Origin of the sequence: Pseudomonas sp. AOB-7, from assembly GCF_003696305.1 — a bacterium.
Classification (GTDB): domain Bacteria; phylum Pseudomonadota; class Gammaproteobacteria; order Pseudomonadales; family Pseudomonadaceae; genus Aquipseudomonas.
Genome location: NZ_RFFK01000001.1, coordinates 51,539 through 74,319, shown reverse-complemented (window position 1 = coordinate 74,319; position 22,781 = coordinate 51,539). Strand labels below are relative to the sequence as shown.

Genomic DNA, 22,781 nt, shown 5'->3' with positions numbered 1-22,781 from the left:
CCTCTGCATCGGCCGCAAAGCGGCGAAGTTGAGGGAGAAATCCGTGGCGCGCAGTGTAAACGGATTCTGCCTGGCGTCACCTTTTCGTCGCGACCCGGGCCGTCCCTGGCCCGCTCGTTCTAGTTGGCGATCATCTGCCGCAGCACGTAATGCAGGATGCCGCCGGCCTTGAAGTATTCCACCTCGTTGAGGGTGTCGATGCGGCACAGCAGTTCGACCTCCTCGCGCTGGCCGTTTTCGCGGACGATGGCCAGCGACAGCGGCATATGCGGGTGCAGTTCGACGCCGTCGAGACCGTGGATGCCGAGCTTCTCGCGGCCGGTCAGGCCCAGGGTCTTGCGGTCGCAGCCGGGCTTGAACTGCAGCGGCAGCACGCCCATGCCCACCAGGTTGGAGCGGTGGATGCGCTCGAAGCTCTCGGCGATCACCGCCTTGACCCCCAGCAGGTTGGTACCCTTGGCCGCCCAGTCGCGGCTCGAGCCGGTGCCGTACTCCTTGCCGGCGATCACCACCAGCGGCGTGCCCGCTTCCTGGTAGCGCATGGCCGCGTCATAGATCGACAGCTTGTCGCCACTGGGAATATGCAGGGTGTTGCCACCTTCCTCGCCACCGAGCATTTCGTTCCTGATGCGGATATTGGCGAAGGTGCCGCGCATCATCACCTCGTGGTTGCCGCGGCGCGAGCCGTAGGAGTTGAAGTCCGCGGGTGCCACGCCCTGTTCGCGCAGGTAGCGCCCGGCCGGGCTGTCGGCCTTGATGTTGCCGGCCGGCGAGATGTGGTCGGTGGTCACCGAGTCGCCGAGCAGGGCGAGGATGCGCGCCTCATGGATATCGCCGATATGCGGCGGATCGCCGGCGATGTCCTCGAAGAACGGCGGGTGCTGGATATAGGTGGAGTCCGCCTGCCAGACGTAGGTGTCGGCCTGCGGCACCTCGATGGCCTGCCACTGTGCGTCGCCGGCGAAGACTTCGGCGTATTCCTTGCGGAACATGGCGGTATCGACCTTGGCGATGGCCTCGGCGATCTCCGCCTGGCTCGGCCAGATGTCCCTGAGGTACACCGGCGCGCCGTCCTTGCCGGTGCCCAGCGGCTCCTGGCTGAGGTCGAGGCGCACGCTGCCGGCCAGGGCGTAGGCCACCACCAGCGGCGGCGAGGCCAGCCAGTTGGTCTTCACCAGCGGGTGCACGCGGCCCTCGAAGTTGCGGTTGCCGGACAGCACCGAGGCGACGCTCAGGTCGGCCTGGGTGATGGCCTGTTCGATGGGCTCGCGCAGCGGCCCGGAGTTGCCGATGCAGGTGGTGCAGCCATAGCCCACCAGGTCGAAACCGAGCTTCTCCAGGTAGGGCGTCAGGCCGGCGGCGTTGAAGTACTCGGTGACCACCTTGGAGCCGGGCGCCAGCGAGCTCTTGACCCAGGGCTGGCGCTGCAGGCCTTTGTCCACGGCCTTCTTGGCCAGCAGGCCAGCGGCCATCATCACGCTGGGGTTGGAGGTGTTGGTGCAGGAGGTGATGGCGGCGATCACCACCGCGCCGTGCTTCAGGCGATAGGTCTGGCCCTCGTCCTGATAGTCCACCCCGCCACTTGGCTGGCCGCCGCCGACGGCTGTGCCGCCACCCCCTTCGTTGAGCAGGCGACCGTCTTCCTTGGCCGTGGGTTTGAGCTGCAGGCCGAGGAAATCGTTGAAGGCCTGGGCGACCTGACCGAGGGCGACGCGGTCCTGCGGGCGCTTCGGCCCGGCCAGGCTGGCTTCGACGCTGCCCAGATCGAGGCTCAGGCTATCGCTGAACAGCGGCTCGGCGCCGGGCTCGCGCCACAGGCCCTGGGCCTTGCAGTAGGCCTCGACCAGTTGCACTGTGGCTTCCGGGCGGCCGGACAGGCGCAGGTAGCCGAGGGTGATGGCGTCGACCGGGAAGAAGCCGCAAGTGGCGCCGTATTCCGGGGCCATATTGGCGATGGTGGCGCGGTCGGCCAGCGGCAGGTCGGCCAGGCCGTCGCCGTAGAATTCGACGAACTTGCCCACCACGCCCTTGCTGCGCAGCATCTGGGTGACGGTAAGCACCAGGTCGGTGGCGGTGATGCCTTCCTTGAGCCTGCCGCTGAGCTTGAAGCCGATCACCTCGGGGATCAGCATCGACACCGGCTGGCCGAGCATGGCCGCTTCCGCCTCGATGCCGCCGACGCCCCAGCCGAGCACGCCGAGGCCGTTGATCATGGTGGTGTGCGAGTCGGTGCCGACCAGGGTATCGGGGTAGGCGAGGGTGGCGCCGTCCTCCTCCTTGGTCCACACGGTGCGCGCCAGGTATTCCAGGTTGACCTGGTGGCAGATGCCGGTGCCCGGCGGCACCACGCTGAAGTTGGCGAAGGCGTGCTGGCCCCAGCGCAGGAAGGCGTAGCGCTCGCCGTTGCGCTGCATTTCCAGCTCGACGTTGTCGTGGAAGGCGCTGGAGGAGGCGTAGCGGTCGACCATCACCGAGTGGTCGATGACCAGGTCCACCGGCGATAGCGGGTTGATCCGCTGCGGGTCGCCGCCGGCCTTGGCCATGGCGTCGCGCATGGCGGCGAGGTCGACCACCGCCGGCACCCCGGTGAAGTCCTGCATCAAGACCCGCGCCGGGCGGAACTGGATCTCCCGCTCGGAGCCGCGCTTGTCCAGCCAGTCGGCCATGGCCTGCAGGTCGGCAGCGCTGACGGTGTGGCCGTCTTCGCAGCGCAGCAGGTTTTCCAGCAGCACCTTGAGCGACTTGGGCAGGCGGTCGATGTTGCCGAGGCGCTGGGCCGCCTCGGGCAGGCTGAAGTAGTGGTAGGTGGCGTCGCCGATCTTCAGTTCGCGGCGGCAGTTCAGGCTGTCGAGGGAGGGCATTGCACTTCTCCTTGAGGCCCGTACGGTCGGGCCGTTTCTGATGACTGCAGAGCGTTCAAGCTAGTTGCCTATGAGCGGTCTGGCCAGCGTTCATTCGGGATTCGCTGCTGGCAATCTGCCTAGCACTGGACAGGAAGGTGGCGTCCGCGGTTCCCGCCTCGGGTATCATGCGCGACCCAAGGAGACGTCTCGATGAATACCCTGTTTTTCCATTGCCGCCCCGGTTTCGAAGGCGAGGTCTGCGCCGAGATCGCCGAGCTGGCCGCGCGTCTGGACGTGGCCGGCTACTCCAAGGCCAAGCCCGGCGGCGCTTGCGCCGAGTTCATCTGCAGCGAGGCCGGCGATAGCGCGCGGCTGATGCGCGGCGTGCGGTTCAACAGCCTGATTTTCCCGCGCCAGTGGGCGCGCGGCGCCTTCGTCAGCCTGCCGGAGAGCGAGCGCATCGGCGTGCTGCTCGAGGCCCTGGCCGACTACCCGCAGTGCGGCAGCCTGTGGCTGGAAGTGGTGGACACCAACGAGGGCAAGGAGCTGTCGACCTTCTGCAAGAAGTTCGAGGCGCCGCTGCGCAAGGCCCTGCGGGGGGCCGGCAAGCTGGTGGACGACGCCAGCAAGCCGCGTCTGCTGCTGACCTTCAAGAGTGGCCGCGAGGTGTTCGCCGGCATCGCCGAGGCGGACAACCAGGCGATGTGGCCGATGGGCATTCCGCGGCTGAAGTTCCCCCGCGAGGCGCCGAGCCGCTCGACGCTCAAGCTGGAGGAGGCCTGGCACCACTTCATCCCGCGCCAGCAGTGGGATCAGCGCCTGGCCCCGGGCATGACCGCGGTGGATCTGGGCGCGGCGCCCGGCGGCTGGACCTGGCAGCTGGTCAACCGGGAAATCCGCGTCACCGCCGTGGACAACGGGCCGATGGCCGAGAGCCTGATGTATTCGGGTTTCGTCGTGCACCAGCGTGCCGATGGTTTCCTGTTCCGCCCGCGCCATCCGGTGCACTGGATGGTCTGCGACATAGTCGAGAAGCCGGCGCGCACCGCTGCGCTGATCGAGACCTGGCTGGGCGAGGGGCTGTGCCGCGAGGCGGTGGTCAACCTCAAGCTGCCGATGAAGCAGCGCTATGCCGAGGTGCGCCGCCTGCTCGAGCGCATCGAGGCGGGCTTCGCCGCGCGCGGGGTGAAGGTGGCGCTGGCCTGCAAGCAGCTCTATCACGACCGCGAGGAGGTCACCTGCCATCTGCGCCGGCTGGGCAAGTAGCGGCGATATCCGGCGGGGCCTCGCAGGCTGCGCCGGGCGCACCAGGGGCAGCCGACAGGTGCGCACGACCCGGGCGGCGCCGCGGCATCCATCACTCGGCTTCTGGGCGCTTTTCGGCCTGCGGCCCTTGCGCCCTGATCCAGTAGCTCTGCTTGTGCCCGCGCGCCTCGAAGGTGCGCGCCAGCGCCTCGGCGGCGGCGCGGTCGAGGCCGTCGCGGACGACGAACTCGTTGCCGTTGTCGTCCAGGCGGACCAGGCACCAGAGTTGCGGCGGTTGGCGATCGGGCATGGGCGGGGCCTCGGCTGCTTCCCCACAGATTAGCCCGGCGCCGCAGCGTCGGGCTGGTATTCAACCGAGCCCGGGCAAACGCCCGGCCCGGGCTCCCGCGGCGCCCCGGGCTCCGCCCGGAACTGGCGTGCAGGCTGTCCCTAACCCGCCGGAGCGCAGGCACTGTGCCGCAGATGCCGGGCGGGCGCCGCCCATCCAAGGTTGTGCGGGCAAGGTGACCTGGAGGTCAGCTTTGCGCGACAATGCCCGCCTGCCAGTGGAGCCCCCTTATGTCCGATGCCCTGACCCTGTCCCACGACGATCTGCTCGATGCCAGCGGCTTGAACTGCCCCGAGCCGGTGATGATGCTGCACAACAAGGTGCGCGACCTGCAGCCCGGCGGCCTGCTCAAGGTGGTGGCCACCGACCCCTCGACCCGCCGCGACATTCCCAAGTTCTGCGTGTTCCTCGGCCACGAGCTGCTCGGCCAGGCCGAGGAGGACGGCACCTACCTGTACTGGATCCGCAAGAAGGCGGAATAGGCCGGAGGTCCGCGGACCGTCGCTAGGCGTCGCCCGGGACGCCGCTCCAGCCCGCTTGCCCCGGCGCCAGTCCGCAGCTGTTCAGCAGCGCCTGCCAGGCCTTGACGTGACGCGCGGTGGCGGCGCGGAAATCCATCCACAGCGAGTCCCGTTCGCCGGCCAGGCGCTCCAGATAGGTGCCTGTCGCCGGCGGTATGCCTTCGATGCCCTGCAACTGTCGCAGCGCCGCCTGCCATTGCTGGCCGCGCTGGTCGACGGCAGCCAGGTAGGGCTGCAGGCCGCCGGCGTAGAACTTGACGAAGATGTTCTGCAGGATGCGCCCGCGCGGCGTCGCCTGGCCCAGCGGGCACAGCGGCCGGCGTTGCTGGCGTTGTTCGAGCAGCTCGCTGGCGGCGTCGAGGCTGTGGCGCAGGCTGGCCAGGCTGGTGATCAGCTGGCCGCCCTGGTCGCTGGCGTAGAGCGCGAAGAACAGCGGCTCCAGCCGTTCGGCAGGCGGCGGCAGGCGCTGAGGCAGGCCGGCGCCGATGGCCGCCAGTTGCTCCAGGGCATCCAGCGCGGCGCCGTCCTCGGCGAAGGCGACGGGCAGCGCCTGGTCGGCGAAGCGCAGGTAGCGTTCGACCTCGCGGCTGCCGTTGAGGGCATTCCAGAACACCGCCGGCAGTTGGCCGCGCTTCTCGGCAGCCAGGCGCTGCAGGGTGGTCTTCAGGCCGGCGTCGTCCTGCAGGTGCGGCAGGCAGGCGTCGATGGCGCGCAGCAGGTCACCCTCGTAACCCAGGCGCTGGCTGGGCACCAGCTGCTTGCCCAGGCTGCTGTTGCGCTGGCTGATCAGCTGCTGCAGGTGCGGGCAGCGCCGCGCGTCGATCACCAGATCGAGCAGGCCGATACGCAGCTCGGGCAGCGCCAGCAGGCGCTCGCGTCGCGGCGGCAGGCGGTACTGGCTGGCGCTGCGGCTGTCGAAGGCGACGAAACCGTCGCTCTCCAGCGCCCGATCCAGGCGCTGGAGGTAGTCGGCCTGCAGCGCCAGGCCGTTATCGGCCGGGCCGCAGGCGGCGAGCAGCAGTGGGCAGAGGAGCAGGGCGAGTCGCTTCATGCCGCCAGTGTATGGCCTCGGCGCGCCGGGTTCGACTCAGGCCGTCGCACGAATCCGTTTGCGCGCGCTGCGTGCCAGGCGCACCGCCAGCATCAGTGCGGCGCAGGTCAGGCCGACCACCAGGCCCTGCCACAGCCCGCTGGGACCGCTGGGTTCACCCAGCCAGTCGGAGAGCCCTAGCGCATAGCCCACCGGCAGGCCGATGCCCCAGTAGGCGAATAGCGTCAGCAGCATGGTGATGCGGGTGTCCTGGTAGCCGCGCAGGGCGCCGGCGGCGGTGACCTGGATGGCGTCGGAGAACTGGAACAGCGCCGAATAGACGATCAGTGTCGCCGCCACCGCGATCACCGCCTTGTCCGGGGTGTAGATCTGCGCGATCTGCTCGCGCAGCAGGAGCATCAGGCTGGCCGACAGGCAGGCGTAGCCCAGCGCCGCGCCCATGCTCACCCCGGCGGCGAAGCGCGCCTCGCGCGGCTGGCCACGGCCCAGCGCCTGGCCGACCCGCACGGTGGCGGCCATGCCCAGCGAGTAGGGGATCATGAACACCATGGAGCTGAAGTTCAGGGCGATCTGGTGGCCGGCGACCACGGTGGCGCCAAGGCCGCCGATCAGCAGGGCGATCACCGCGAAGATGCTCGATTCGGCGAACACCGCCACGCCGATCGGCACGCCGATGGCCAGCAGGCGCTTGATCACCGCCCACTGCGGTCGCTCGAAACGGGCGAACAGGGCACTGGGGCGGTAGTAGGGCGCCCAGTTCACCCAGACCAGCATGCCGATCAGCATGAACCCCATCACCAGCGCCGTGGCCCAGCCGCAGCCGACGCCGCCCATGGCCGGTAGGCCGAACTTGCCGTAGATGAAGATGTAGTTGGCCGGGATGTTCAGCAGCAGGCCGAGGATGCCCAGCACCATGCTCGGCCGGGTGTGGCCGAGGCCGTCGCTGAAGCAGCGAAGCACGTGGTACAGCGCCACCGCCGGGAAACCGCAGGCCACCGCGCGCAGGTAGCCCATGGCCGGGGTGATCAGCGCCGGCTCGATGCCCATGTAGCGCAGGATGAACTCGGCGTTCCACAACAGTGCCGCGGCGCCGCCGCCGACCGCCAGGGCCAGCCACAGTGCCTGGCGCACCAGCGGGCCGATGGCCGCCTCCTCGCCGGCGCCGAAGCGCTGCGCCACCTTGGGCGTGGTGGCCAGGAGGATGCCGGTCATCAGCAGGAACACCGGCACCCAGATGGAGTTGCCCAACGCCACGGCGGCCAGGTCCTGCGGGCTGACCCGCCCGGCCATCAGGGTGTCGACGAAGCCCATGGCGGTGTGCGCCAACTGGGCGATGATGATCGGCGTGGCCAGGACGAGCAGGCTGCGCAGCTCCGTGCGCACGCGCCCCAGGCGGTTCTCGGCAGACATGAGGGTTCTTCGGTTGGGCGGAAAACCGCGTAGTCTACGCCCTGACGCCTTGGTCAGGAAAGCGCGCCGTGCCGCTCTGCGCGGCGGCATGCGGGGCGACGCTGGCGCCGCGCTGGCATAGAATGGCGGCCTGATCCGCGGAGCCCGCCATGCATATAGTCGCCGACGAAAACATTCCCCTGCTCGACGAGTTCTTCGCCGCCTTCGGCAGTATCCGCCGGCTGCCCGGCCGGGCCATCGCGGCGGCCGATGTGCGCGACGCCGATCTCCTGCTGGTGCGCTCGGTGACCCGCGTCGACCGCGCGCTGCTGGAAGGCAGCCGCGTGCGTTTCGTCGGCACCTGCACCATCGGCACCGATCATCTGGATCTCGACTACTTCGCCGAGGCCGGCATCGCCTGGAGCAGCGCGCCGGGCTGCAACGCCCGCGGCGTGGTGGACTACGTGCTGGGCAGCGTGCTGACCCTGGCCGAGCGCGAAGGCGTCGATCCGGCCACGCGGGTCTATGGCGTGGTCGGGGCAGGGCAGGTCGGCGGGCGCCTGGTCGAGCTGCTGCGCGGCCTGGGCTGGCAGGTGTGGGTGTGCGACCCGCCGCGGCAGGCGGCCGAGGGCGGCGATTTCGTCGACCTCGAGCGGATAGTCGCCGAGTGCGAGGTGATCAGCCTGCATACGCCGCTGGACGCCGGCACCCGCCATCTGTTCGATGCCGCGCGTCTGGCAGCGCTCAAGCCCGGCGGCTGGCTGATCAACGCCAGCCGCGGCGCGGTGGTGGACAACGCCGCGCTGCGTCAGCTGCTGCCGCAGCGGCCGGATCTCAAGGCGGTGCTCGACGTCTGGGAAGGCGAGCCGCAGGCCGACGTCGAACTGGCCGCGCTGTGTCAGCTGGCCACCCCGCATATCGCCGGCTACAGCCTGGACGGCAAGCTGCGCGGCACGGCGCAGATCTACCAGGCCTGCTGCCGCGCCCTCGGCCTGCCCGAACAGGCGCGCCTGGCCGACTTGCTGCCGGCGCCCTGGCTGAGCGAGGTGACGCTGGACGGCACTGCCGACCCGGCCTGGGCGCTGGCTGTCCTGTGCCGCGCGGTGTACGACCCGCGCCGAGACGATGCGGATTTCCGCCGCAGCCTTATCGGCGACGCCGAGGCACGCCGCGCCGGCTTCGACCGTCTGCGCAAGCACTACCCGATGCGCCGCGAACTCGACGGCCTGCGCGTGCGCCTGCAGGGCGAGGCGCCCGAGCTGGCGGCGCTGGTACGGGCGTTGGGGGCTACCCTCGCATAGGGAACCGCCGGGCCGCCCAGGCCGCGCGCACCGATTGTCGAGGGCAAAGGCAGGTGGGGCCGCATGACGCACTATCCATGCGCCTTATCGTTGGGTAATTAAATTGCGCGCAATCTAATTGCTCGCTATTTTGTTCGGCACATCCCGCCCACTTCAGGACGACTCCCATGAGCAACGCACTCTTCGATATCCCGGTCACCACCATCAAGGGCGAGCAGAAGACCCTCGCCGATTTCGGCGGCAAGGCCGTGCTGGTGGTCAACACCGCCAGCAAGTGCGGTTTTACCCCGCAGTACAAGGGCCTGGAAAGCATCTGGCAGCAGTACAAGGACAAGGGCCTGGTGGTGCTGGGCTTTCCCTGCAACCAGTTCGGCAAGCAGGAGCCGGGCGACGAGGGGGCGATTTCCGAGTTCTGCGAGCTGAACTTCGGCGTCAGCTTCCCGCTGTTCAAGAAGGTCGACGTCAATGGCGCCGACGCCCATCCGCTGTTCGTCCAGCTGAAGAAGCACGCCCCCGGCCTGCTCGGCAGCCAGGGCATCAAGTGGAACTTCACCAAGTTCTTGATCGGCCAGGACGGTCAGGTGATCAAGCGCTTCGCCCCGACCACCAAGCCGGAGGAGCTCTCCAGCGAGATCGAAGCCCTGCTCAAATGACCGCTTTCGATAGCGCCCAATTGCAGCTGGACAACCAGCTGTGCTTCAAGCTCTACGCCGCCTCGCGTGCGGTGATTCGCGCCTACAAGCCGATGCTCGACGCGCTGGGCCTGACCTACCCGCAGTACCTGGCGATGCTGGTGCTCTGGGAATGGCAGGCGCAGGCGCCCGAGCAGCCGACGCTGAAGGCCCTGGGTCAGCGCCTGCAGCTGGACTCCGGCACCCTCACGCCGCTGCTCAAGCGCCTGGAGCAGATGGGCCTGGTGCAACGCCGCCGCGCCGCCCACGACGAGCGCGAGGTGCACCTGGCCTTGAGCGAGGCGGGCAGGGCGTTGCAGGCGCGGGTGGCGCCGCTCAAGGCGCAGCTGCTGTGCCAGTTCGGCGGCGAGGAGCTGGCCGAGCTGGACGGCTTGCGTCAGCGCCTGGATCGCCTGCTGAGCCGGCTCGGTACCTAGGGTGCCGCGGGGCCGCCCAGGTCCTGCGCGCCAACCGCAGTGCTCAACGCGTGACCGCGGCCGGCAGCCAGGTATCGAGCAGGGCGGCCAGCTCCTCGCGGCGGAAGGGCTTGGCCAGGTAGTCGCTCATGCCGGCGGCGCGGCAGCGTTCACGCTCGTCGGACAGCGCATTGGCGGTCAGCGCGACGATCGGCAGGTCCGGCCAGCGGCCGTTGCGGCGAATCCGCCGGCTGGCCTCATAGCCGTCCATCACCGGCATGTTGCAGTCCATCAGCACCAGGTCGACGGCCTCGCGCTCCAATAGGTCCAGGGCTTCGCCGCCATGCCCGGCGACCAGCACCTGGCAGCCCAGCTTGGCCAGCATGCCCTTGGCCACCAGCTGGTTGACCGGGTTGTCCTCCACCAGCAGCACCCGCGCCGAGCGCTCGCTCGGCGCCTGGGCGTGGGGTGTGCCGCCGGCGCTCGGCGCATCGCTGTGGAGGATATGGCGGAGCATCTGCAGCAGGCCGGCGCGCGCCAGCGGGCGGGCGATCTGCTGCAGCGGGGCGAGGCGCTGGGCCTGATCAAGGGGCAGGAAGTTGCCGTAGGCGGTGACCAGCAGCACCGGCGTGTTCAGCGTTGGTCGCAGGCCGAGCAGGCATTCCGGGCAGTCGCTGATCAGCAGGTCGGCGTCCACGCCGAGCAGGCTGGCGTCGGTGTCCAGGCGCCGGTAGTGCAGGCCCCAGGCCGGCAGCCACTGGCTGAGCACCTGGTGCAGGCCGCTGCTGGCCGGGGTGAGGGCGACGATGCGGCCGTGCAGGGTCGGTTGCGCCGCCGCCTCGGCGTGCGCCGGCAGCGGCAGCTCGGCGCAGAACTCGCTGCCGAAGCCTTCCTTCGATTGCAGGCCGAGGCTGCCGTGCATGGCCTCGCACAGGCGGCGGGTCAGCGCCAGGCCGAGGCCGGTGCCGCCGTACTCGCGGGTGATGCCCACCTCGGCCTGGGCGAACGGCTGGAAGATGCGCGCCTGGGCGTCTTCGGCGATGCCGATGCCGGTGTCGCGCACGCGGATGCGCACGCCGTCCGCGCTGCGCGATACCTGCAGGTCGACGCGGCCGAAGCGGGTGAACTTCAGCGCGTTGGACAAGAGGTTGCTGACGATCTGCCGCACCCGCGTCGGGTCGCCGACGACCTGGGCGGGCAGGTCGGGGGCGATCAGGCAGGTCAGCTCCACCGCGCCGGCGGCGTTCTGCGACAGCAGGCTGGCGGTTTCCTCGGCCAGCACGCCGAGGTCGAAGGGAATCTGCTCCAGCTCCAGCTGGCCGGCCTCGAACTTGGACAGGTCGAGGATGTCGTTGAGCAGCTCCACCAGTACCTTGCCGGAATCGTGGGCGATGCCCAGCTGCTGGCGTTGCTCGGCGCTGAGCGGGCCGTCCAGGGCCAGGGCGAGCATGCCCAGCAGGCCGTTGAGCGGGGTGCGGATCTCGTGGCTCATGTTGGCGAGGAAGGCCGAGCGGGCCTGGGCCATGTTCAGTGCGGTGGTGCGCGCCAGTTCCAGCTCGCGGTTGGACTGGCTGAGGCGGGCGTTGGCAGCCTTGAGCTCGGCGGTGCGCGCCGAGACGATGTTCTCCAGCTCGGCCAGGTACTGGGTCAGGCGATCCTCGGCGTTGCGCCGCTGCTCGATCTCCTGGGCGATGCTCGACAGCTGGCGGTTGGTGACCTCGACCAGGGTGCCGATCTCGTCGCGTTCGTGGCCCTTGGGGCAGGGCACCGGGCGATGCTGCGGGTCCTGCGGGTTGCGCTCGCTGAGCGCGCGGATCACCCCCACCAGCGGCTTGGTCAGCATGAAGTAGAACAGCACCAGGAGGATCAGCGACAGCAGCAGGCTGCGGGCGAAGCCGGTCAGCAGGGTCAGCAGCGAGCGGCGCAGGAAGTGGCTGCCGAAGGCGTAGGTGTCCACCTCCAGGCGCAGCTCGCCGAGCGCTTCGTTGGGCGCGTGGGCGACGTAGAGCGGGTCCTGGAACTGGCGCTGGGCGCCGAACAGGCTGTCGCTGAACACCCGGTAGCGGCTCTCGCTGCGCGGCCGGCTGACGCTGGCCAGCACCAGGCCGCTGTTGTCGATCAGTTCGGCGCGGGTAACCGCCGGCGAACGCAGCAGGCCGAGCACCAGTTCCTGGGCCAGTTCGGCGTCGATGTTGTAGGCGATACGGGCGGCGGGGTTGTGGCTGATTTCCAGCAGCGCGCGAATCTCGCGGTTGATGGAGGCCTCTTCGCTGGCATAATCGATCGCCACCTGGGTGACGCTGAGCAGCGTGCCGAGGATGAACGCCACCAGCACGGTCAGGCCGGCCTGTCGGAACGACAGGCGATGGGTGAGCGATATATCCATGGCGGCGGGCGTGGTCTCTGATCCGTGGCGCCTGCCAAGCATAGCCGATAGCGGCGCCGGACCGGCAGAGCCCGCAGCGTGCGGCCCTGCGCAAAAGGAGTAGAGCGTGGATTCCCGATTGCAGAGCTTTCTGGCGCGTGCCGAGCAGGTGCTGGCGCGCCTCGAACCCCTGTTGCCCGCAGTGCGGGCGGAACTGGACTGGAACCGGAGCCTGGCCGCGCGCTGGCAGCGCGACGGCCGCAGCGGTTTCCTGCAGCCCCTGGCGGTCAGCCTCGACCTCGGCTTGCACGACCTGCTTGGCATTGACGCCCAGCGCGAGCAGCTGGCGCGCAACACCCGCCAGTTCGTCGCCGGCCTGCCGGCCAACCACGCGCTGCTGTGGGGCGCGCGCGGCACCGGCAAATCGTCGCTGGTGCGCGCGCTGCTGGCCGAGCATGCGGCGGCCGGCCTGCGCCTGATCGAGATCGAACGCGATCACCTGGCTGACCTGCCGCGGGTGGTGGAGCAGCTGGCGCGCCTGCCGCAGCGTTTCGTGCTGTTCTGCGACGACCTCTCGTTCGAGGCCGGCGAGGGCGATTACCGGGTGCTCAAGAGCGTGCTCGACGGCTCGCTGGAGCGCGCGCCGGACAACGTGCTGCTGTACGCCACCTCCAACCGCCGGCACCTGATGCCGGAGAAGCAGAGCGACAACGAGAACTGGCAGATGGTCGACGGCGAGCTGCACCCCAACGAGGCGGTGGAGGACAAGATCGCCCTGTCCGACCGTTTCGGCCTGTGGCTGTCGTTCTACCCCTTCAGCCAGGAGCACTACCTCGACGTGGTGCGCCACTGGGTCGAGGTGCAGGCGGCGTCGGCCGGCCTGCGCTGGCAATGGAGCGAGGCGCTGGAGAAGGCCGCGATCCGCTGGGCCCTGGGCCGCGGCAACCGCAACGGCCGCTGCGCCTTTCAATTCGCCCGGCATTGGGTCGGGCTGCAACTCTTGGAGCAAGACGCATGATCGACCTTTCCCAGACCGGCTCCGGGCTGGACGGCTACCCCCTGCTGGCGGCGCAGCTCGACGCGCTGCTCGCCGGCGAGCGCGACTTCATCGCCAACGCCGCGCAGTTTTCCGCCTTCCTGTTCCACGAACTGGCCGACCTGAACTGGGCCGGGTTCTACCTGGCCCAGGGCGAGCAACTGGTGCTTGGCCCCTTCCAGGGCAAGGTGGCCTGCGTGCGCATTCCCTTCGGACGCGGCGTGTGCGGCGCGGCGGCGGCGAGCCGGCAGACCCAGCGGGTGGAGGACGTGCACGCCTTCGCCGGGCATATCGCCTGCGACAGCGCCTCCAATAGTGAGCTGGTGGTACCGCTGCTCAAGGACGGCCGGCTGATCGGCGTGCTGGACCTGGACAGTCCGCTGACCGGGCGTTTCAGCGAGGTCGATCAGGTCGGCATCGAGGCGTTGGCGGCGATCTTCCTGGCGGCGACAGATTGTTGAGTCGCCAGGCCGCCCCGGATTGCATCCGGGCTACGGAATACTAAGTCGGATAGTGGACTAGGGTGGACAACGCGCAGCTTGTCCACCGATCAACGCGCGCCGATCTTCTCCAGGGTGCGCAACTCGCGCGGCAGCAGCTGCTGCACCGAGGCGCGCGCCGTGATCCGGGCGTAATGTGCGGCCAGGTGCGGCCAGCGCGCCGCATCCAGCGTCTCGCCGCCGTGTTGCATATTGATCAGCTGGCAGGTGAGGGCGAGGTCGGCCATCGACAGGCGCTCGCCGACCAGGTACTCGGCGTTCCCCAGCACGCCCTCCAGATAGTCGAAATGCCCCGGCAGTTTCTCCAACGTGGCCTGCACCTTGGCCTCATCGCAGGGCTGGCCCAGGCTGGGTTTCAGCGTGCGGTTGCGAAACACGCCGAAGGTGCACAGCGGAGCGAGTTCGTAGTCGGCGTACTTTTCCAGCCAGCGCACCTGAGCGCGCTGCGCCGCGCCTTCACCGTACAGGGCCAGGCGTGCGGGGTAGCGCTCCTCCAGGTACTGGCAGATGACGCTGGAGTCGGCCAGGGTCAGGTCGCCGTCGCGAAACGCCGGGATGCGCCCCAGCGGATTGAGCTCGCGGTACCAGTCGGGCTGGCCGAACGGGGTGACCACCTCCAGCTGGTAGTCCAGGCCCTTTTCCAGCAGGCACAGGCAGAGTTTGCGGACGAAGGGGGAGAGCGGCGCCCCGTAGACGGTCAGACTCATCGGAACTCCTTATGGGGTACGGCGGATCGCTTGGCAGACGCTAGTCGTAGATATTCTTCTTCTTCCAGTCGTCGTCATCCAGGTTCTTCAGCCCTTCGGTCAGCTCGCTGGGCGCATCGGCCGAGGGCTGCACCTTGTCCAGCACCAGGGCGTTGGCGCTCGCCAGTTGCTGCTCGAAGTGCTTGAGCTGGGTCTGGTACAGCGCCGGTTCCGGTTGTTTGCGCAGGTACTGCACGCCGCGCTCGAAGGCCAGGCGCGCCTGGCCCGGCTGGTTCTGTTGCAGGGCCTGCTGGCCGAGGTTGCCGAAGAACTCGATATGCAGCTGCACCAGCATCTGGCGAATCTGCTGGAGCCAGTGCTTGCCTTCATTGGCCGGCAGCAGACCGATCTGCGCCGAGCCGGTGATCAGGGCGTGCAGGTTTTCCAGAAGGTAACGCACGTCCTTGGCCTTGGCTTCGTTGAGGATGGGTTGCGGGGCGTTGTTCACCGGGATCGACTCGCCCCGGGCCACCAGCGCCTTGAGTTCGTCGATGCGACCCTTGAGGCCGGCGTTGCCCTTGTCCAGCGGCAGCAGGCGCTCGCTCAGTTGCAGTTGCAGGCGGCTGAGCAGCAGTTTCAGCGCTGCGCTCATCAACTGGCCGGGCATCTTTTCCGAGACGTCCAGGCAGCGGCGGATACGGTCGTTGAGATCGGCTTTCTGCCGGGCTTTTTCCAGCTTGCTGTTCTCGACCATGTGATTGACGTAGGCGATCACGATCAGCAGCGCGATGCCTCCGACTATCAGCAGGGTAATCACGAGTGGGGACACTGCTTGAACCTCTCGAGTGCTGGTTTTTCGTCCGAGTGTAGTGGCTTGGCTGCAAGGCTCCTAGTGCCACGTCAATTTATGGTCTGAAGTCTTTGATTTTGAAAAATTTTTAGAGAGAGGTTGACGACCTTCTAAAGCCTCCCTAGAATGCGCGCCACTTCCAGCGCAATGCTCGAAACAGGGCGAGGGAAGCCGGAAAAGCTGTTGTAAGTTCCGGGCTGCGTCCCCTTCGTCTAGTGGCCTAGGACACCGCCCTTTCACGGCGGTAACAGGGGTTCGAGTCCCCTAGGGGACGCCACTTTCCGTGGGGAAGTGGGTTGTACATGCGGGAATAGCTCAGTTGGTAGAGCACGACCTTGCCAAGGTCGGGGTCGCGAGTTCGAGTCTCGTTTCCCGCTCCAGATTCGCCAGGCTTGCTGCGGCAGGCGGGCAACCAAGTTCCAAGGTCCCCTTCGTCTAGTGGCCTAGGACACCGCCCTTTCACGGCGGTAACAGGGGTTCGAGTCCCCTAGGGGACGCCATTTTCTGTACCAAGTTGTATTGCGGGAATAGCTCAGTTGGTAGAGCACGACCTTGCCAAGGTCGGGGTCGCGAGTTCGAGTCTCGTTTCCCGCTCCAAATAAACGAAAAAGCCGCTCAATCGAGCGGCTTTTTCGTTTCTGTCGTTCATAGTCTGCAAAAGGCCCGCCGGTCATGCCGTGCGGGCCTTTTGCGTGTCAGTGCCTGGGGCTGTCGGTGGACAGAGCCAGCAGCTGCTTTTCCTGGTTCCAGTCGAACGGCTCGTCGTTCTGCTCGGCCTCGAAGCGGCGCTCGTCGAGGGCCTGGTACAGGGCGATTTCCTCGTCGGGCATGAAGTGCAGGCAGTCGCCGCCGAAGAACCACAGCAGGTCGCGCGGCACCAGGTGGGCGATCTGCGGGTAGCGATGGAAGATCTGGCTGATCAGGTCCTGGCCCAGGTACTGGCTGGACACCGGGTCGCGCGGCAGCTCGGCGAGCAGCTCGTCGTAGCGCTCGAGAAACAGCGCGTGGCTGTCGTCCAGGACCTGCTCGGCTTCGCCCAGGGCGACCAGGATGCCGCGCAGATGGTTGAGCAGGGCGAGGTGGTGTTCGAGGTGGCTGGCCATGGTGCGATTCCTGTTGGGTAAAACGGGCGCAGGAGTATAGAGAGCCTGGCGCCCGCTGTCCCGTTTCACCGGGCCTTGGTCGCTGTATGCGTAGCCCGGATGAAATCCGGGAAATCCTGCACATCTCTCCCGGATTGCATCCGGGCTAGGGTGTTAGCGCACCTTGCCGCGGCCGAGCTTGAGCTCCTCCTTGGCGAAGTCGTCGACGTCGATCACCCGCCGGCGCGCCGCTTCGGCGGCCTGCAGGCGCTGGCCCGCCTCGCCGTCGAGCAGGCCGGTGGCGATGGCCGCGGTGATGGCATCCTGGCCGGGGGCCGGTTGCAGGCTGCCGTCCTTGAGCGCCTGCTGCAGGCGTTTGCGCGCATCGCGGCTGGCGTCGATCAGCTGCAGCGCGTGTTGCAGGGCGCCGACCGCATCCTGCTCGGCTTGCGGCCGGTAGCAGCCGGCAAGCAGCGCCTCCAGCGCCGGATCGCCGGCCGGACGGCCGAGAATCGCCGCCACTTCGGCGTCCAGCGCGTCGCTCGGGCCGCGGTGACGGCGGCCGAGGGGGAACACCAGGATCTTGAGCAGGCAGCCGAAGGCGCGATTGGGGAAGTTGGCCAGCAGCTCGGCCAGGGCCCGTTCGGCGTGGAACAGGTTTTCCTCCATGGCCCAGCGCACCAGCGGCTGCACGGCTTGCGGGTAGTCCAGGTCGTGGTAGCGCTTGAGCGCCGCCGAGCCCAGGTAGAGGTGGCTGAGCGCATCGCCCAGGCGCGCGGACAGGCGTTCGCGGCGCTTCAGCTCGCCGCCCAGCAGCATCATGCTGCTGTCGGCGCACAGGGCGAAGGCCGCGGCCAGGCGGCCGAGGGCACGGAAGTAGGCTTGGCTGAGGTTGTCGCCGGGGGCCTGGCCGAAGCGCCCCAGGCTCAGGCCGAGCAGCAGGCTGCTGGCGGCGTTGCCGACGGCGAAGCCGATATGGCGCAGCAGCAGGGCATCGAACTCGGCCAGCGCCTGGTCCTTGTCGTCGCGCCCGGCCAGGGCCATTTCCTTGAGCACGTAGGGATGGCAGCGGATGGCGCCCTGGCCGAAGATCATCAGGTTGCGCGAGAGGATGTTGGCGCCTTCCACGGTGATGGAGATCGGCGCGCCTTGCCAGGCGCGACCCAGGTAGTTGCTCGGGCCCATGATGATGCCCTTGCCGCCGTGCAGGTCCATGGCGTGGCTGACGCACTCGCGGCCGCGTTCGGTGAGGTGGTACTTGAGGATGGCCGACAGCACCGAGGGTTTCTCGCCGAGGTCGACGGCACTGGCGGTGAGGATGCGCGCGCTGTCCATCAGCCAGGTGTTGCCGCCGATACGCGCCAGTGCCTCCTGAATGCCTTCGAAGGCGGCCAGCGGCACGCCGAACTGTTCGCGGATCTGGCTGTACTGGCCGCTGACCAGGCTGGCGAGCTTGGCCGCACCGGTGCCGCCGGCGGGCAGGGAAATGGAACGGCCGACCGACAGGCAGTTCATCAGCATCATCCAGCCCTTGCCCAGGTACTCCTGGCCGCCGATCAGGTAATCGAGCGGGATGAACACGTCCTTGCCGCTGTTCGGCCCGTTCATGAAGGCAGCGCCCAGCGGCAGATGGCGACGGCCGATCTCCACCCCGGGGGTATCGGTGGGCACCAGCGCCAGGCTGATGCCGAGGTCTTCCTCTTCGCCCAGCAGGTGCTCGGGGTCATAGGCCTTGAAGGCCAGGCCGAGCAGGGTGGCCACCGGCGCCAGGGTGATGTAGCGCTTCTCCCAGTTCAGGCGCAGGCCGATGACTTCCTCGCCGTGCCACTGGCCCTTGCAGACGATGCCGGTGTCCGGCATGGCGCCGGCGTCGGAGCCGGCCAGCGGGCCGGTGAGGGCGAAGCAGGGAATGTCCTCGCCGCTGGCCAGGCGCGGCAGATGGTGCTGGCGCTGCGCATCGGTGCCGTAGTGCAGCAGCAGTTCGGCCGGGCCCAGGGAGTTGGGCACCATCACGGTGGAGGCCAGGTCGCCGCAGCGGGTGGCCAGTTTCATCGCCACCTGCGAGTGGGCGTAGGCGGAGAAGCCCTTGCCGCCGTATTGCTTGGGAATGATCAGGGCGAAGAAGCCGTGCTGCTTGATGTGCTCCCAGGCCTTTTCCGGCAGGTCCAGCTGCTGGCCGACCTGCCAGTCGTTGACCAGGGCGCAGAGTTCTTCGGTGGGGCCGTCGATAAAGGCCTGTTCCTCGTCCGTCAGCTGCGCCTTGGGGTAGGCCAGCAGCTTGTCCCAGTCGGGGCGGCCGCTGAACAGCTCGCCGTCCCACCACACGGTGCCGGCCTCAATGGCGTCACGCTCGGTATCCGACATCGGCGGCAGCACACGCTGGAACCAGGCGAACAGCGGGCCGCTGAACAGCTGGCGGCGCAGATCGACCAGCAGCACGAAGGCCGCCACGGCACCGGTGAGCGCCCACAGCAGCAGTTGCAACCAGCCCGGCACCGGGCTCAGCAGCGCCATGGCCAGCAGGTAGGCGGCGGTGATGCCCAGCGCGGGCAGGGCGGCGCTGCGGCTGTGGGCCAGGTAGGCCACGCCGAGCAGCAGGACCAGTAACCAGATAACGAGCATGTGTGTTCCTCCATGAGTGACAGCGGACGACGCCACGAGCTTAGTCGCGAATTGGCGGCAAGGCGGGGCAGCTTGGCCGGATCGCCGTTTTTATGGCGCGATCGGCGCGCTTAGACTGGGGCAAACCCTTGGGAGCACGACCCATGCAGACCTACCTGCAACCCGGCCGCTTCATTGACAGTGACCACCCTGCGCTAATCGAGTTCGCCGAGCGTTGGCGCGGCGCCGGGCGCGATCCGCGCGACCAGGCCGTGGCGCTGTACCGCGCGGTGCGCGACCAGATCCGCTACAACCCCTATGTGTTCAGCCGCGAGCCGCAGACGCTGAAGGCCAGCCACGCGCTGCTCGCCGGCGAGTCCTACTGCGTGCCCAAGGCCAACCTGCTGGCGGCCTGCGCGCGGCATTGCGGTATCCCGGCGCGCATCGGCCTGGCCGACGTGCGCAATCACCTGTCGACGCCGCGCCTGCTGCAGTTGCTGCGCAGCGAGGTGTTCGCCATGCACGGCTACACCGAGCTGTATCTGGACGGGCGCTGGGTCAAGGCCACGCCGGCCTTCAACGAGGCGCTGTGCCGGGTGTTCAAGGTGGCGCCGCTGGAGTTCGACGGTGTCCACGACAGCGTCTTCCATCCCTATAACGACAAGGGCGAGCGCTATATGGAGTACCTGGTCGATCACGGCCAGTTCGCCGACTTGCCCGAGCAGCTGTTCTTCGACCACCTGCAGCGCTGCTATCCGCATCTGTTCGCCGCCGACGCGGCATTCATGAGCGGCGACATGCAGGCCGAGGCGGCTGCTATCGACTGAATCGATAGTCAAGATCGCCAGGGCGGGCTTTTCTCCGCGCGTCGGCCTGGGTAGGGTGCAGGTCGGCATGCGCCGATGGCCGCAACAACCGGTTGCAAATCGTCGCCCCTACCCCCATCTATGCTGACTCCACCCTAGCGCGGGAAACCCCATTTTCATGAGCTCCGCCCTGACCATCCGCCAGTTGACCAAGACCTATGGCAACGGCTTCCAGGCTCTGCACGGCATCGACCTGGACGTCGCCGAAGGCGACTTCTTCGCCTTGCTCGGCCCCAACGGCGCCGGCAAGTCCACCACCATCGGCATCCTCTCCACCCTGGTGAACAAGAGCGGCGGCACGGTCGAGGTGTTCGGCCACGACCTCGACCGCGAGCCGTCGGCGCTCAAGCGCTGCCTGGGCGTGGTGCCGCAGGAATTCAACTTCAACCAGTTCGAGAAGGTGTTCGACATCGTCGTCACCCAGGCCGGCTACTACGGCATTCCGCGCAGCATCGCCAAGGCACGCGCCGAGCAGTACCTGACCCAGCTGGGGCTGTGGGACAAGCGCAACGTCGCCTCGCGCGAGCTGTCCGGTGGCATGAAGCGCCGCCTGATGATCGCCCGCGCGCTGGTGCACCAGCCGCGCCTGCTGATCCTCGACGAACCCACCGCCGGGGTGGACATCGAGCTGCGCCGCTCGATGTGGAGCTTTCTCACCGAGCTGAACCAGCAGGGCATCACCATCATCCTCACCACCCACTACCTGGAGGAGGCCGAGCAGCTGTGCCGCCACATCGGCATCATCGACCACGGCCGCATCGTCGAACACAGCAGCATGAAGGACCTGCTGAAGAAGCTGCACGTCGAGACCTTCCTGCTCGACCTCAAGGACACCCACGCGGTGGCGCCGCAGCTGCAGGGCTACCCGGCGCGGCTGCTCGACGACCACACCCTGGAGGTGCAGGTGGAGAAGAGCCAGGGCCTCAATGCGCTGTTCCAGCAGCTGGCGCAGCAGCAGGTGGAGGTGCTCAGCCTGCGCAACAAGACCAATCGCCTGGAGGAGCTGTTCGTCTCCCTGGTGGAAAAGAACCTGGCCAAGGTGGCGCCATGAATACCCAGTACCTCAACAGCGAATTCGCCGCCAACCTGGTGGCCCTGCGCACCATCGTCCACCGCGAGGTGCGCCGTTTCCTGCGCATCTGGCCGCAGACCCTGCTGCCGCCGGCGATCACCATGGTTCTGTACTTCGTCATCTTCGGCAACCTGATCGGCCGGCAGATCGGCGACATGGGCGGCTTCAGCTATATGGAGTACATAGTGCCGGGGCTGATCATGATGTCGGTGATCACCAACAGCTACGGCAACGTGGTGTCGAGCTTCTTCGGCAGCAAGTTCCAGCGCAACGTCGAGGAGCTGCTGGTGTCGCCGGTGTCGCCGCACACCATCCTCGTCGGCTTCGTCGTCGGCGGCGTGCTGCGCGGCCTGGCGGTGGGCTTCATCGTCACCCTGCTGTCGCTGTTCTTCACCCACCTGCAGGTGCACCACCTGGGCGTGACGGTGCTGGTGGTGTTGCTGACCGCGACCATCTTCTCCCTGGGCGGCTTCGTCAACGCGGTGTTCGCGCGCAACTTCGACGACATCTCGATCATCCCCACCTTCGTCCTTACCCCTTTGACCTACCTGGGCGGGGTGTTCTATTCGATCACCCTGTTGCCGCCGTTCTGGCAGGCGGTGTCGATGGGCAACCCGATCCTGCATATGGTCAACGCCTTCCGCTACGGCATCCTCGGCGTGTCGGACATCCGCATCGGCGTGGCCATCGGCTTCATGCTGCTGGCCACCGCGGTGCTGTACACCCTGTGCATTCGCCTGCTGGTCAGCGGCCGCGGCATGCGTCAGTAAGGGGTTCGCCAGAAGCGCTTGACCGCGCCTGGCGAGGCCCCAGGCTGCCAGGGATGGCAGGCCACAAAAACATAGGGAAATATCTTGCCCCGCTGTCATTGAGAGAGCAGAAGGTTAGACTCGGCTTATACATACAAGAGGGGTTGTATATGGCCGTGCTGCTGCGTTCCCTGCCTCTGCTGTTGTCGGCGCTGCTGGCCGGTCAGGTGCTGGCCGCCGATGGACCGGTGGTGGAAGTGGTGCCGGTCAAGCAGATGGCGGTGCGCGACGAGCTGATCACCTTCGGCTCGCTGCGCTCCGACGAGTCGGTGATGATCCGCCCGGAAATCGAAGGACGTCTGGCCAGTCTGCATTTTCGCGAGGGCCAGGCGGTGACCGCCGGCGACCTGCTGGTCAGCCTCGATGATGCCATCGCCCGCGCCGAACTGGCCCAGGCGCGCGCCAACCTCGACCTGGCGGAGAAGAACCACCAGCGCGCGCAGATGCTGTTCCAGCGCGGCGCCAGCAACGCCCAGGCCCTCGACGAGGCGCAGAGCCAGTTGCAGGCCGCCCGCGCCAGCCAGGCGCTGGCCCAGGCGCGGCTCGACAAGACCCAGATCAAGGCGCCCTACGACGGCGTACTCGGCCTGCGCCAGGCCAGCGTCGGCGACTACCTCAGCGCCGGGCAGAACATCGTCAACCTGGAAGTGCTCGACCCGCTGAAGGTCGACTTCCGCATCCCGCAGAAGGCCGTGGCCCAGGTACGCCTGGGGCAGACGGTGGAAATCAGCCTGGACACCTATCCGGGCGAGCGCTTCCAGGGCGAGATCTTCGCCATCAACCCGCGTCTGGACGAAGTCGGCCGCAGCCAGGCGATCCGCGCCCATATCGGCAACGACGACCGCCGTCTGCGCCCCGGCCAGTTCGTCCGCGTCTCGGTGATCCTCGCCGAGCGCCCCGAGGCGCTGGTGATTCCGGAGGAGGCGGTGATGCCGGTGGGCGAGCAGCTGCTGGTCAACCTGGTGGTGGACGGCAGCGTCGAGCAGCGCGAAGTGCGCCTGGGCAAGCGTTTCGACGGCCTGGTGGAGGTGCGCGAAGGCCTCGAAGGCGACGAGACGGTGATCAGCGCCGGCTGGCAGAAGGTACGCCCGGGCCTGGCGGTGCGCAGCAAGAGCGGGGAGCGCTAGC

The 22,781-nt window shown here is 68.0% G+C and carries 20 protein-coding genes and 4 tRNA genes; 15 read left to right on the top strand and 9 right to left on the bottom strand.

Annotation, left to right across the window (positions count from 1 at the left end; genetic code table 11):
• Positions 1-119 precede the first annotated feature (119 nt).
• The gene (acnA, locus tag EA796_RS00330; RefSeq protein ID WP_122107075.1) at positions 120-2,861 is read right to left on the bottom strand and encodes an aconitate hydratase AcnA; all 2,742 of its coding nucleotides are present in this window, start codon (positions 2,859-2,861) and stop codon (positions 120-122) included.
• 192 nt (positions 2,862-3,053) lie between these two features.
• Here acnA and rlmM point away from each other — a divergent pair, with 192 nt between their 5' ends.
• Positions 3,054-4,109 (top strand): 23S rRNA (cytidine(2498)-2'-O)-methyltransferase RlmM, encoded by a 1,056-nt coding sequence (gene rlmM, locus EA796_RS00325; protein WP_122107074.1) that lies wholly within the window; start codon positions 3,054-3,056, stop codon positions 4,107-4,109.
• 91 nt (positions 4,110-4,200) lie between these two features.
• Here the strand turns inward: rlmM and EA796_RS00320 are convergent, their stop codons facing one another.
• Positions 4,201-4,398: a hypothetical protein gene (locus tag EA796_RS00320; protein ID WP_122107073.1), complete on the bottom strand. Its 198-nt coding sequence runs from the start codon at positions 4,396-4,398 to the stop codon at positions 4,201-4,203.
• A gap of 281 nt (positions 4,399-4,679) precedes the next feature.
• On the opposite strand from EA796_RS00320, the gene tusA reads away from it, so the two are divergent.
• Positions 4,680-4,919, top strand: a complete 240-nt coding sequence (tusA, locus tag EA796_RS00315; RefSeq protein WP_031302689.1) for a sulfurtransferase TusA — start codon at positions 4,680-4,682, stop codon at positions 4,917-4,919.
• A gap of 22 nt (positions 4,920-4,941) precedes the next feature.
• Here tusA and EA796_RS00310 read toward each other — a convergent pair whose 3' ends face one another.
• Together EA796_RS00310 and EA796_RS00305 are read right to left on the bottom strand one after the other, a co-directional pair.
• Positions 4,942-6,009, bottom strand: coding sequence for a DUF3080 domain-containing protein (locus EA796_RS00310; RefSeq protein ID WP_122107072.1), 1,068 nt, complete (start codon positions 6,007-6,009; stop codon positions 4,942-4,944).
• Positions 6,010-6,045: 36 nt separating this feature from the next.
• Positions 6,046-7,419 carry an MATE family efflux transporter gene (locus EA796_RS00305; RefSeq protein ID WP_122107071.1) on the bottom strand — a complete coding sequence of 458 codons (1,374 nt, stop codon included), beginning with the start codon at positions 7,417-7,419 and terminating at the stop codon, positions 6,046-6,048.
• A gap of 149 nt (positions 7,420-7,568) precedes the next feature.
• Between EA796_RS00305 and pdxB the strand changes: the two genes are divergently transcribed.
• From pdxB to EA796_RS00290, 3 genes are all read left to right on the top strand, one after another.
• Positions 7,569-8,699, top strand: coding sequence for a 4-phosphoerythronate dehydrogenase PdxB (gene pdxB / locus EA796_RS00300; RefSeq protein ID WP_122107070.1), 1,131 nt, complete (start codon positions 7,569-7,571; stop codon positions 8,697-8,699).
• Positions 8,700-8,866: 167 nt separating this feature from the next.
• Entirely contained in the window at positions 8,867-9,352 is a 486-nt protein-coding gene (locus tag EA796_RS00295; protein ID WP_122107069.1) for a glutathione peroxidase, read from the top strand.
• A complete protein-coding gene (locus EA796_RS00290; protein WP_021444510.1) occupies positions 9,349-9,807 on the top strand; it encodes a MarR family winged helix-turn-helix transcriptional regulator in 459 nt (152 codons plus the stop codon). The genes EA796_RS00295 and EA796_RS00290 overlap by 4 nt, the downstream gene beginning before the upstream one ends.
• A 43-nt stretch (positions 9,808-9,850) precedes the next feature.
• Here EA796_RS00290 and EA796_RS00285 read toward each other — a convergent pair whose 3' ends face one another.
• Positions 9,851-12,172 (bottom strand): response regulator, encoded by a 2,322-nt coding sequence (locus tag EA796_RS00285; protein ID WP_122107068.1) that lies wholly within the window; start codon positions 12,170-12,172, stop codon positions 9,851-9,853.
• A gap of 106 nt (positions 12,173-12,278) precedes the next feature.
• Here EA796_RS00285 and EA796_RS00280 point away from each other — a divergent pair, with 106 nt between their 5' ends.
• Together EA796_RS00280 and EA796_RS00275 are read left to right on the top strand one after the other, a co-directional pair.
• On the top strand, positions 12,279-13,169 hold the full coding sequence (locus EA796_RS00280) for an ATP-binding protein (RefSeq protein ID WP_122107067.1): 891 nt from the start codon (positions 12,279-12,281) through the stop codon (positions 13,167-13,169).
• Positions 13,166-13,648 carry a GAF domain-containing protein gene (locus tag EA796_RS00275; RefSeq protein ID WP_122107066.1) on the top strand — a complete coding sequence of 161 codons (483 nt, stop codon included), beginning with the start codon at positions 13,166-13,168 and terminating at the stop codon, positions 13,646-13,648. Before EA796_RS00280 ends, EA796_RS00275 begins: the two co-directional genes overlap by 4 nt.
• 89 nt (positions 13,649-13,737) lie before the next feature.
• Here the strand turns inward: EA796_RS00275 and EA796_RS00270 are convergent, their stop codons facing one another.
• Both EA796_RS00270 and EA796_RS00265 read right to left on the bottom strand, forming a co-directional pair.
• The gene (locus EA796_RS00270) at positions 13,738-14,394 is read right to left on the bottom strand and encodes a glutathione S-transferase family protein (RefSeq protein ID WP_122107065.1); all 657 of its coding nucleotides are present in this window, start codon (positions 14,392-14,394) and stop codon (positions 13,738-13,740) included.
• Between the two features lie 40 nt (positions 14,395-14,434).
• Positions 14,435-15,202 carry a hypothetical protein gene (locus tag EA796_RS00265; RefSeq protein WP_256679043.1) on the bottom strand — a complete coding sequence of 256 codons (768 nt, stop codon included), beginning with the start codon at positions 15,200-15,202 and terminating at the stop codon, positions 14,435-14,437.
• Positions 15,203-15,424: 222 nt separating this feature from the next.
• Between EA796_RS00265 and EA796_RS00260 the strand changes: the two genes are divergently transcribed.
• The 4 genes from EA796_RS00260 to EA796_RS00245 all read left to right on the top strand — a co-directional run bounded on the left by EA796_RS00260 (position 15,425) and on the right by EA796_RS00245 (position 15,820).
• Positions 15,425-15,500 (top strand) — tRNA-Glu (locus EA796_RS00260).
• A gap of 27 nt (positions 15,501-15,527) precedes the next feature.
• Positions 15,528-15,603 (top strand) — tRNA-Gly (locus tag EA796_RS00255).
• Positions 15,604-15,647: 44 nt separating this feature from the next.
• Positions 15,648-15,723, top strand: a tRNA-Glu gene (locus tag EA796_RS00250).
• 21 nt (positions 15,724-15,744) lie between these two features.
• A tRNA-Gly gene (locus EA796_RS00245) sits at positions 15,745-15,820 on the top strand.
• Positions 15,821-15,918: 98 nt separating this feature from the next.
• Here the strand turns inward: EA796_RS00245 and EA796_RS00240 are convergent.
• Positions 15,919-16,326 (bottom strand): PA2817 family protein, encoded by a 408-nt coding sequence (locus tag EA796_RS00240; protein ID WP_021441642.1) that lies wholly within the window; start codon positions 16,324-16,326, stop codon positions 15,919-15,921.
• A 153-nt stretch (positions 16,327-16,479) separates the two neighbouring features.
• Entirely contained in the window at positions 16,480-18,927 is a 2,448-nt protein-coding gene (locus EA796_RS00235; RefSeq protein ID WP_122107064.1) for an acyl-CoA dehydrogenase, read from the bottom strand.
• Between the two features lie 143 nt (positions 18,928-19,070).
• Here EA796_RS00235 and EA796_RS00230 point away from each other — a divergent pair, with 143 nt between their 5' ends.
• From EA796_RS00230 to EA796_RS00215, 4 genes are all read left to right on the top strand, one after another.
• A complete protein-coding gene (locus EA796_RS00230) occupies positions 19,071-19,733 on the top strand; it encodes a transglutaminase family protein (RefSeq protein ID WP_122107063.1) in 663 nt (220 codons plus the stop codon).
• Positions 19,734-19,890: 157 nt separating this feature from the next.
• Entirely contained in the window at positions 19,891-20,823 is a 933-nt protein-coding gene (locus EA796_RS00225) for an ABC transporter ATP-binding protein (RefSeq protein ID WP_122107062.1), read from the top strand.
• A complete protein-coding gene (locus EA796_RS00220; RefSeq protein WP_021442092.1) occupies positions 20,820-21,614 on the top strand; it encodes an ABC transporter permease in 795 nt (264 codons plus the stop codon). The genes EA796_RS00225 and EA796_RS00220 overlap by 4 nt, the downstream gene beginning before the upstream one ends.
• A gap of 149 nt (positions 21,615-21,763) precedes the next feature.
• Entirely contained in the window at positions 21,764-22,780 is a 1,017-nt protein-coding gene (locus EA796_RS00215; protein WP_021442091.1) for an efflux RND transporter periplasmic adaptor subunit, read from the top strand.
• The last annotated feature ends 1 nt before the right edge of the window (position 22,781 follow it).

What these genes read in the sequence shown, in the direction of transcription:
- acnA (WP_122107075.1), bottom strand. Translation starts at nt 2,861, where the DNA reads ATGCCCTCCCTCGACAGCCTGAACTGCCGCCGCGAACTGAAGATCGGC.
- rlmM (WP_122107074.1), top strand. Translation starts at nt 3,054, where the DNA reads ATGAATACCCTGTTTTTCCATTGCCGCCCCGGTTTCGAAGGCGAGGTC.
- EA796_RS00320 (WP_122107073.1), bottom strand. Translation starts at nt 4,398, where the DNA reads ATGCCCGATCGCCAACCGCCGCAACTCTGGTGCCTGGTCCGCCTGGAC.
- EA796_RS00310 (WP_122107072.1), bottom strand. Translation starts at nt 6,009, where the DNA reads ATGAAGCGACTCGCCCTGCTCCTCTGCCCACTGCTGCTCGCCGCCTGC.
- EA796_RS00305 (WP_122107071.1), bottom strand. Translation starts at nt 7,419, where the DNA reads ATGTCTGCCGAGAACCGCCTGGGGCGCGTGCGCACGGAGCTGCGCAGC.
- pdxB (WP_122107070.1), top strand. Translation starts at nt 7,569, where the DNA reads ATGCATATAGTCGCCGACGAAAACATTCCCCTGCTCGACGAGTTCTTC.
- EA796_RS00295 (WP_122107069.1), top strand. Translation starts at nt 8,867, where the DNA reads ATGAGCAACGCACTCTTCGATATCCCGGTCACCACCATCAAGGGCGAG.
- EA796_RS00290 (WP_021444510.1), top strand. Translation starts at nt 9,349, where the DNA reads ATGACCGCTTTCGATAGCGCCCAATTGCAGCTGGACAACCAGCTGTGC.
- EA796_RS00285 (WP_122107068.1), bottom strand. Translation starts at nt 12,172, where the DNA reads ATGGATATATCGCTCACCCATCGCCTGTCGTTCCGACAGGCCGGCCTG.
- EA796_RS00275 (WP_122107066.1), top strand. Translation starts at nt 13,166, where the DNA reads ATGATCGACCTTTCCCAGACCGGCTCCGGGCTGGACGGCTACCCCCTG.
- EA796_RS00270 (WP_122107065.1), bottom strand. Translation starts at nt 14,394, where the DNA reads ATGAGTCTGACCGTCTACGGGGCGCCGCTCTCCCCCTTCGTCCGCAAA.
- EA796_RS00240 (WP_021441642.1), bottom strand. Translation starts at nt 16,326, where the DNA reads ATGGCCAGCCACCTCGAACACCACCTCGCCCTGCTCAACCATCTGCGC.
- EA796_RS00235 (WP_122107064.1), bottom strand. Translation starts at nt 18,927, where the DNA reads ATGCTCGTTATCTGGTTACTGGTCCTGCTGCTCGGCGTGGCCTACCTG.
- EA796_RS00230 (WP_122107063.1), top strand. Translation starts at nt 19,071, where the DNA reads ATGCAGACCTACCTGCAACCCGGCCGCTTCATTGACAGTGACCACCCT.
- EA796_RS00225 (WP_122107062.1), top strand. Translation starts at nt 19,891, where the DNA reads ATGAGCTCCGCCCTGACCATCCGCCAGTTGACCAAGACCTATGGCAAC.
- EA796_RS00220 (WP_021442092.1), top strand. Translation starts at nt 20,820, where the DNA reads ATGAATACCCAGTACCTCAACAGCGAATTCGCCGCCAACCTGGTGGCC.
- EA796_RS00215 (WP_021442091.1), top strand. Translation starts at nt 21,764, where the DNA reads ATGGCCGTGCTGCTGCGTTCCCTGCCTCTGCTGTTGTCGGCGCTGCTG.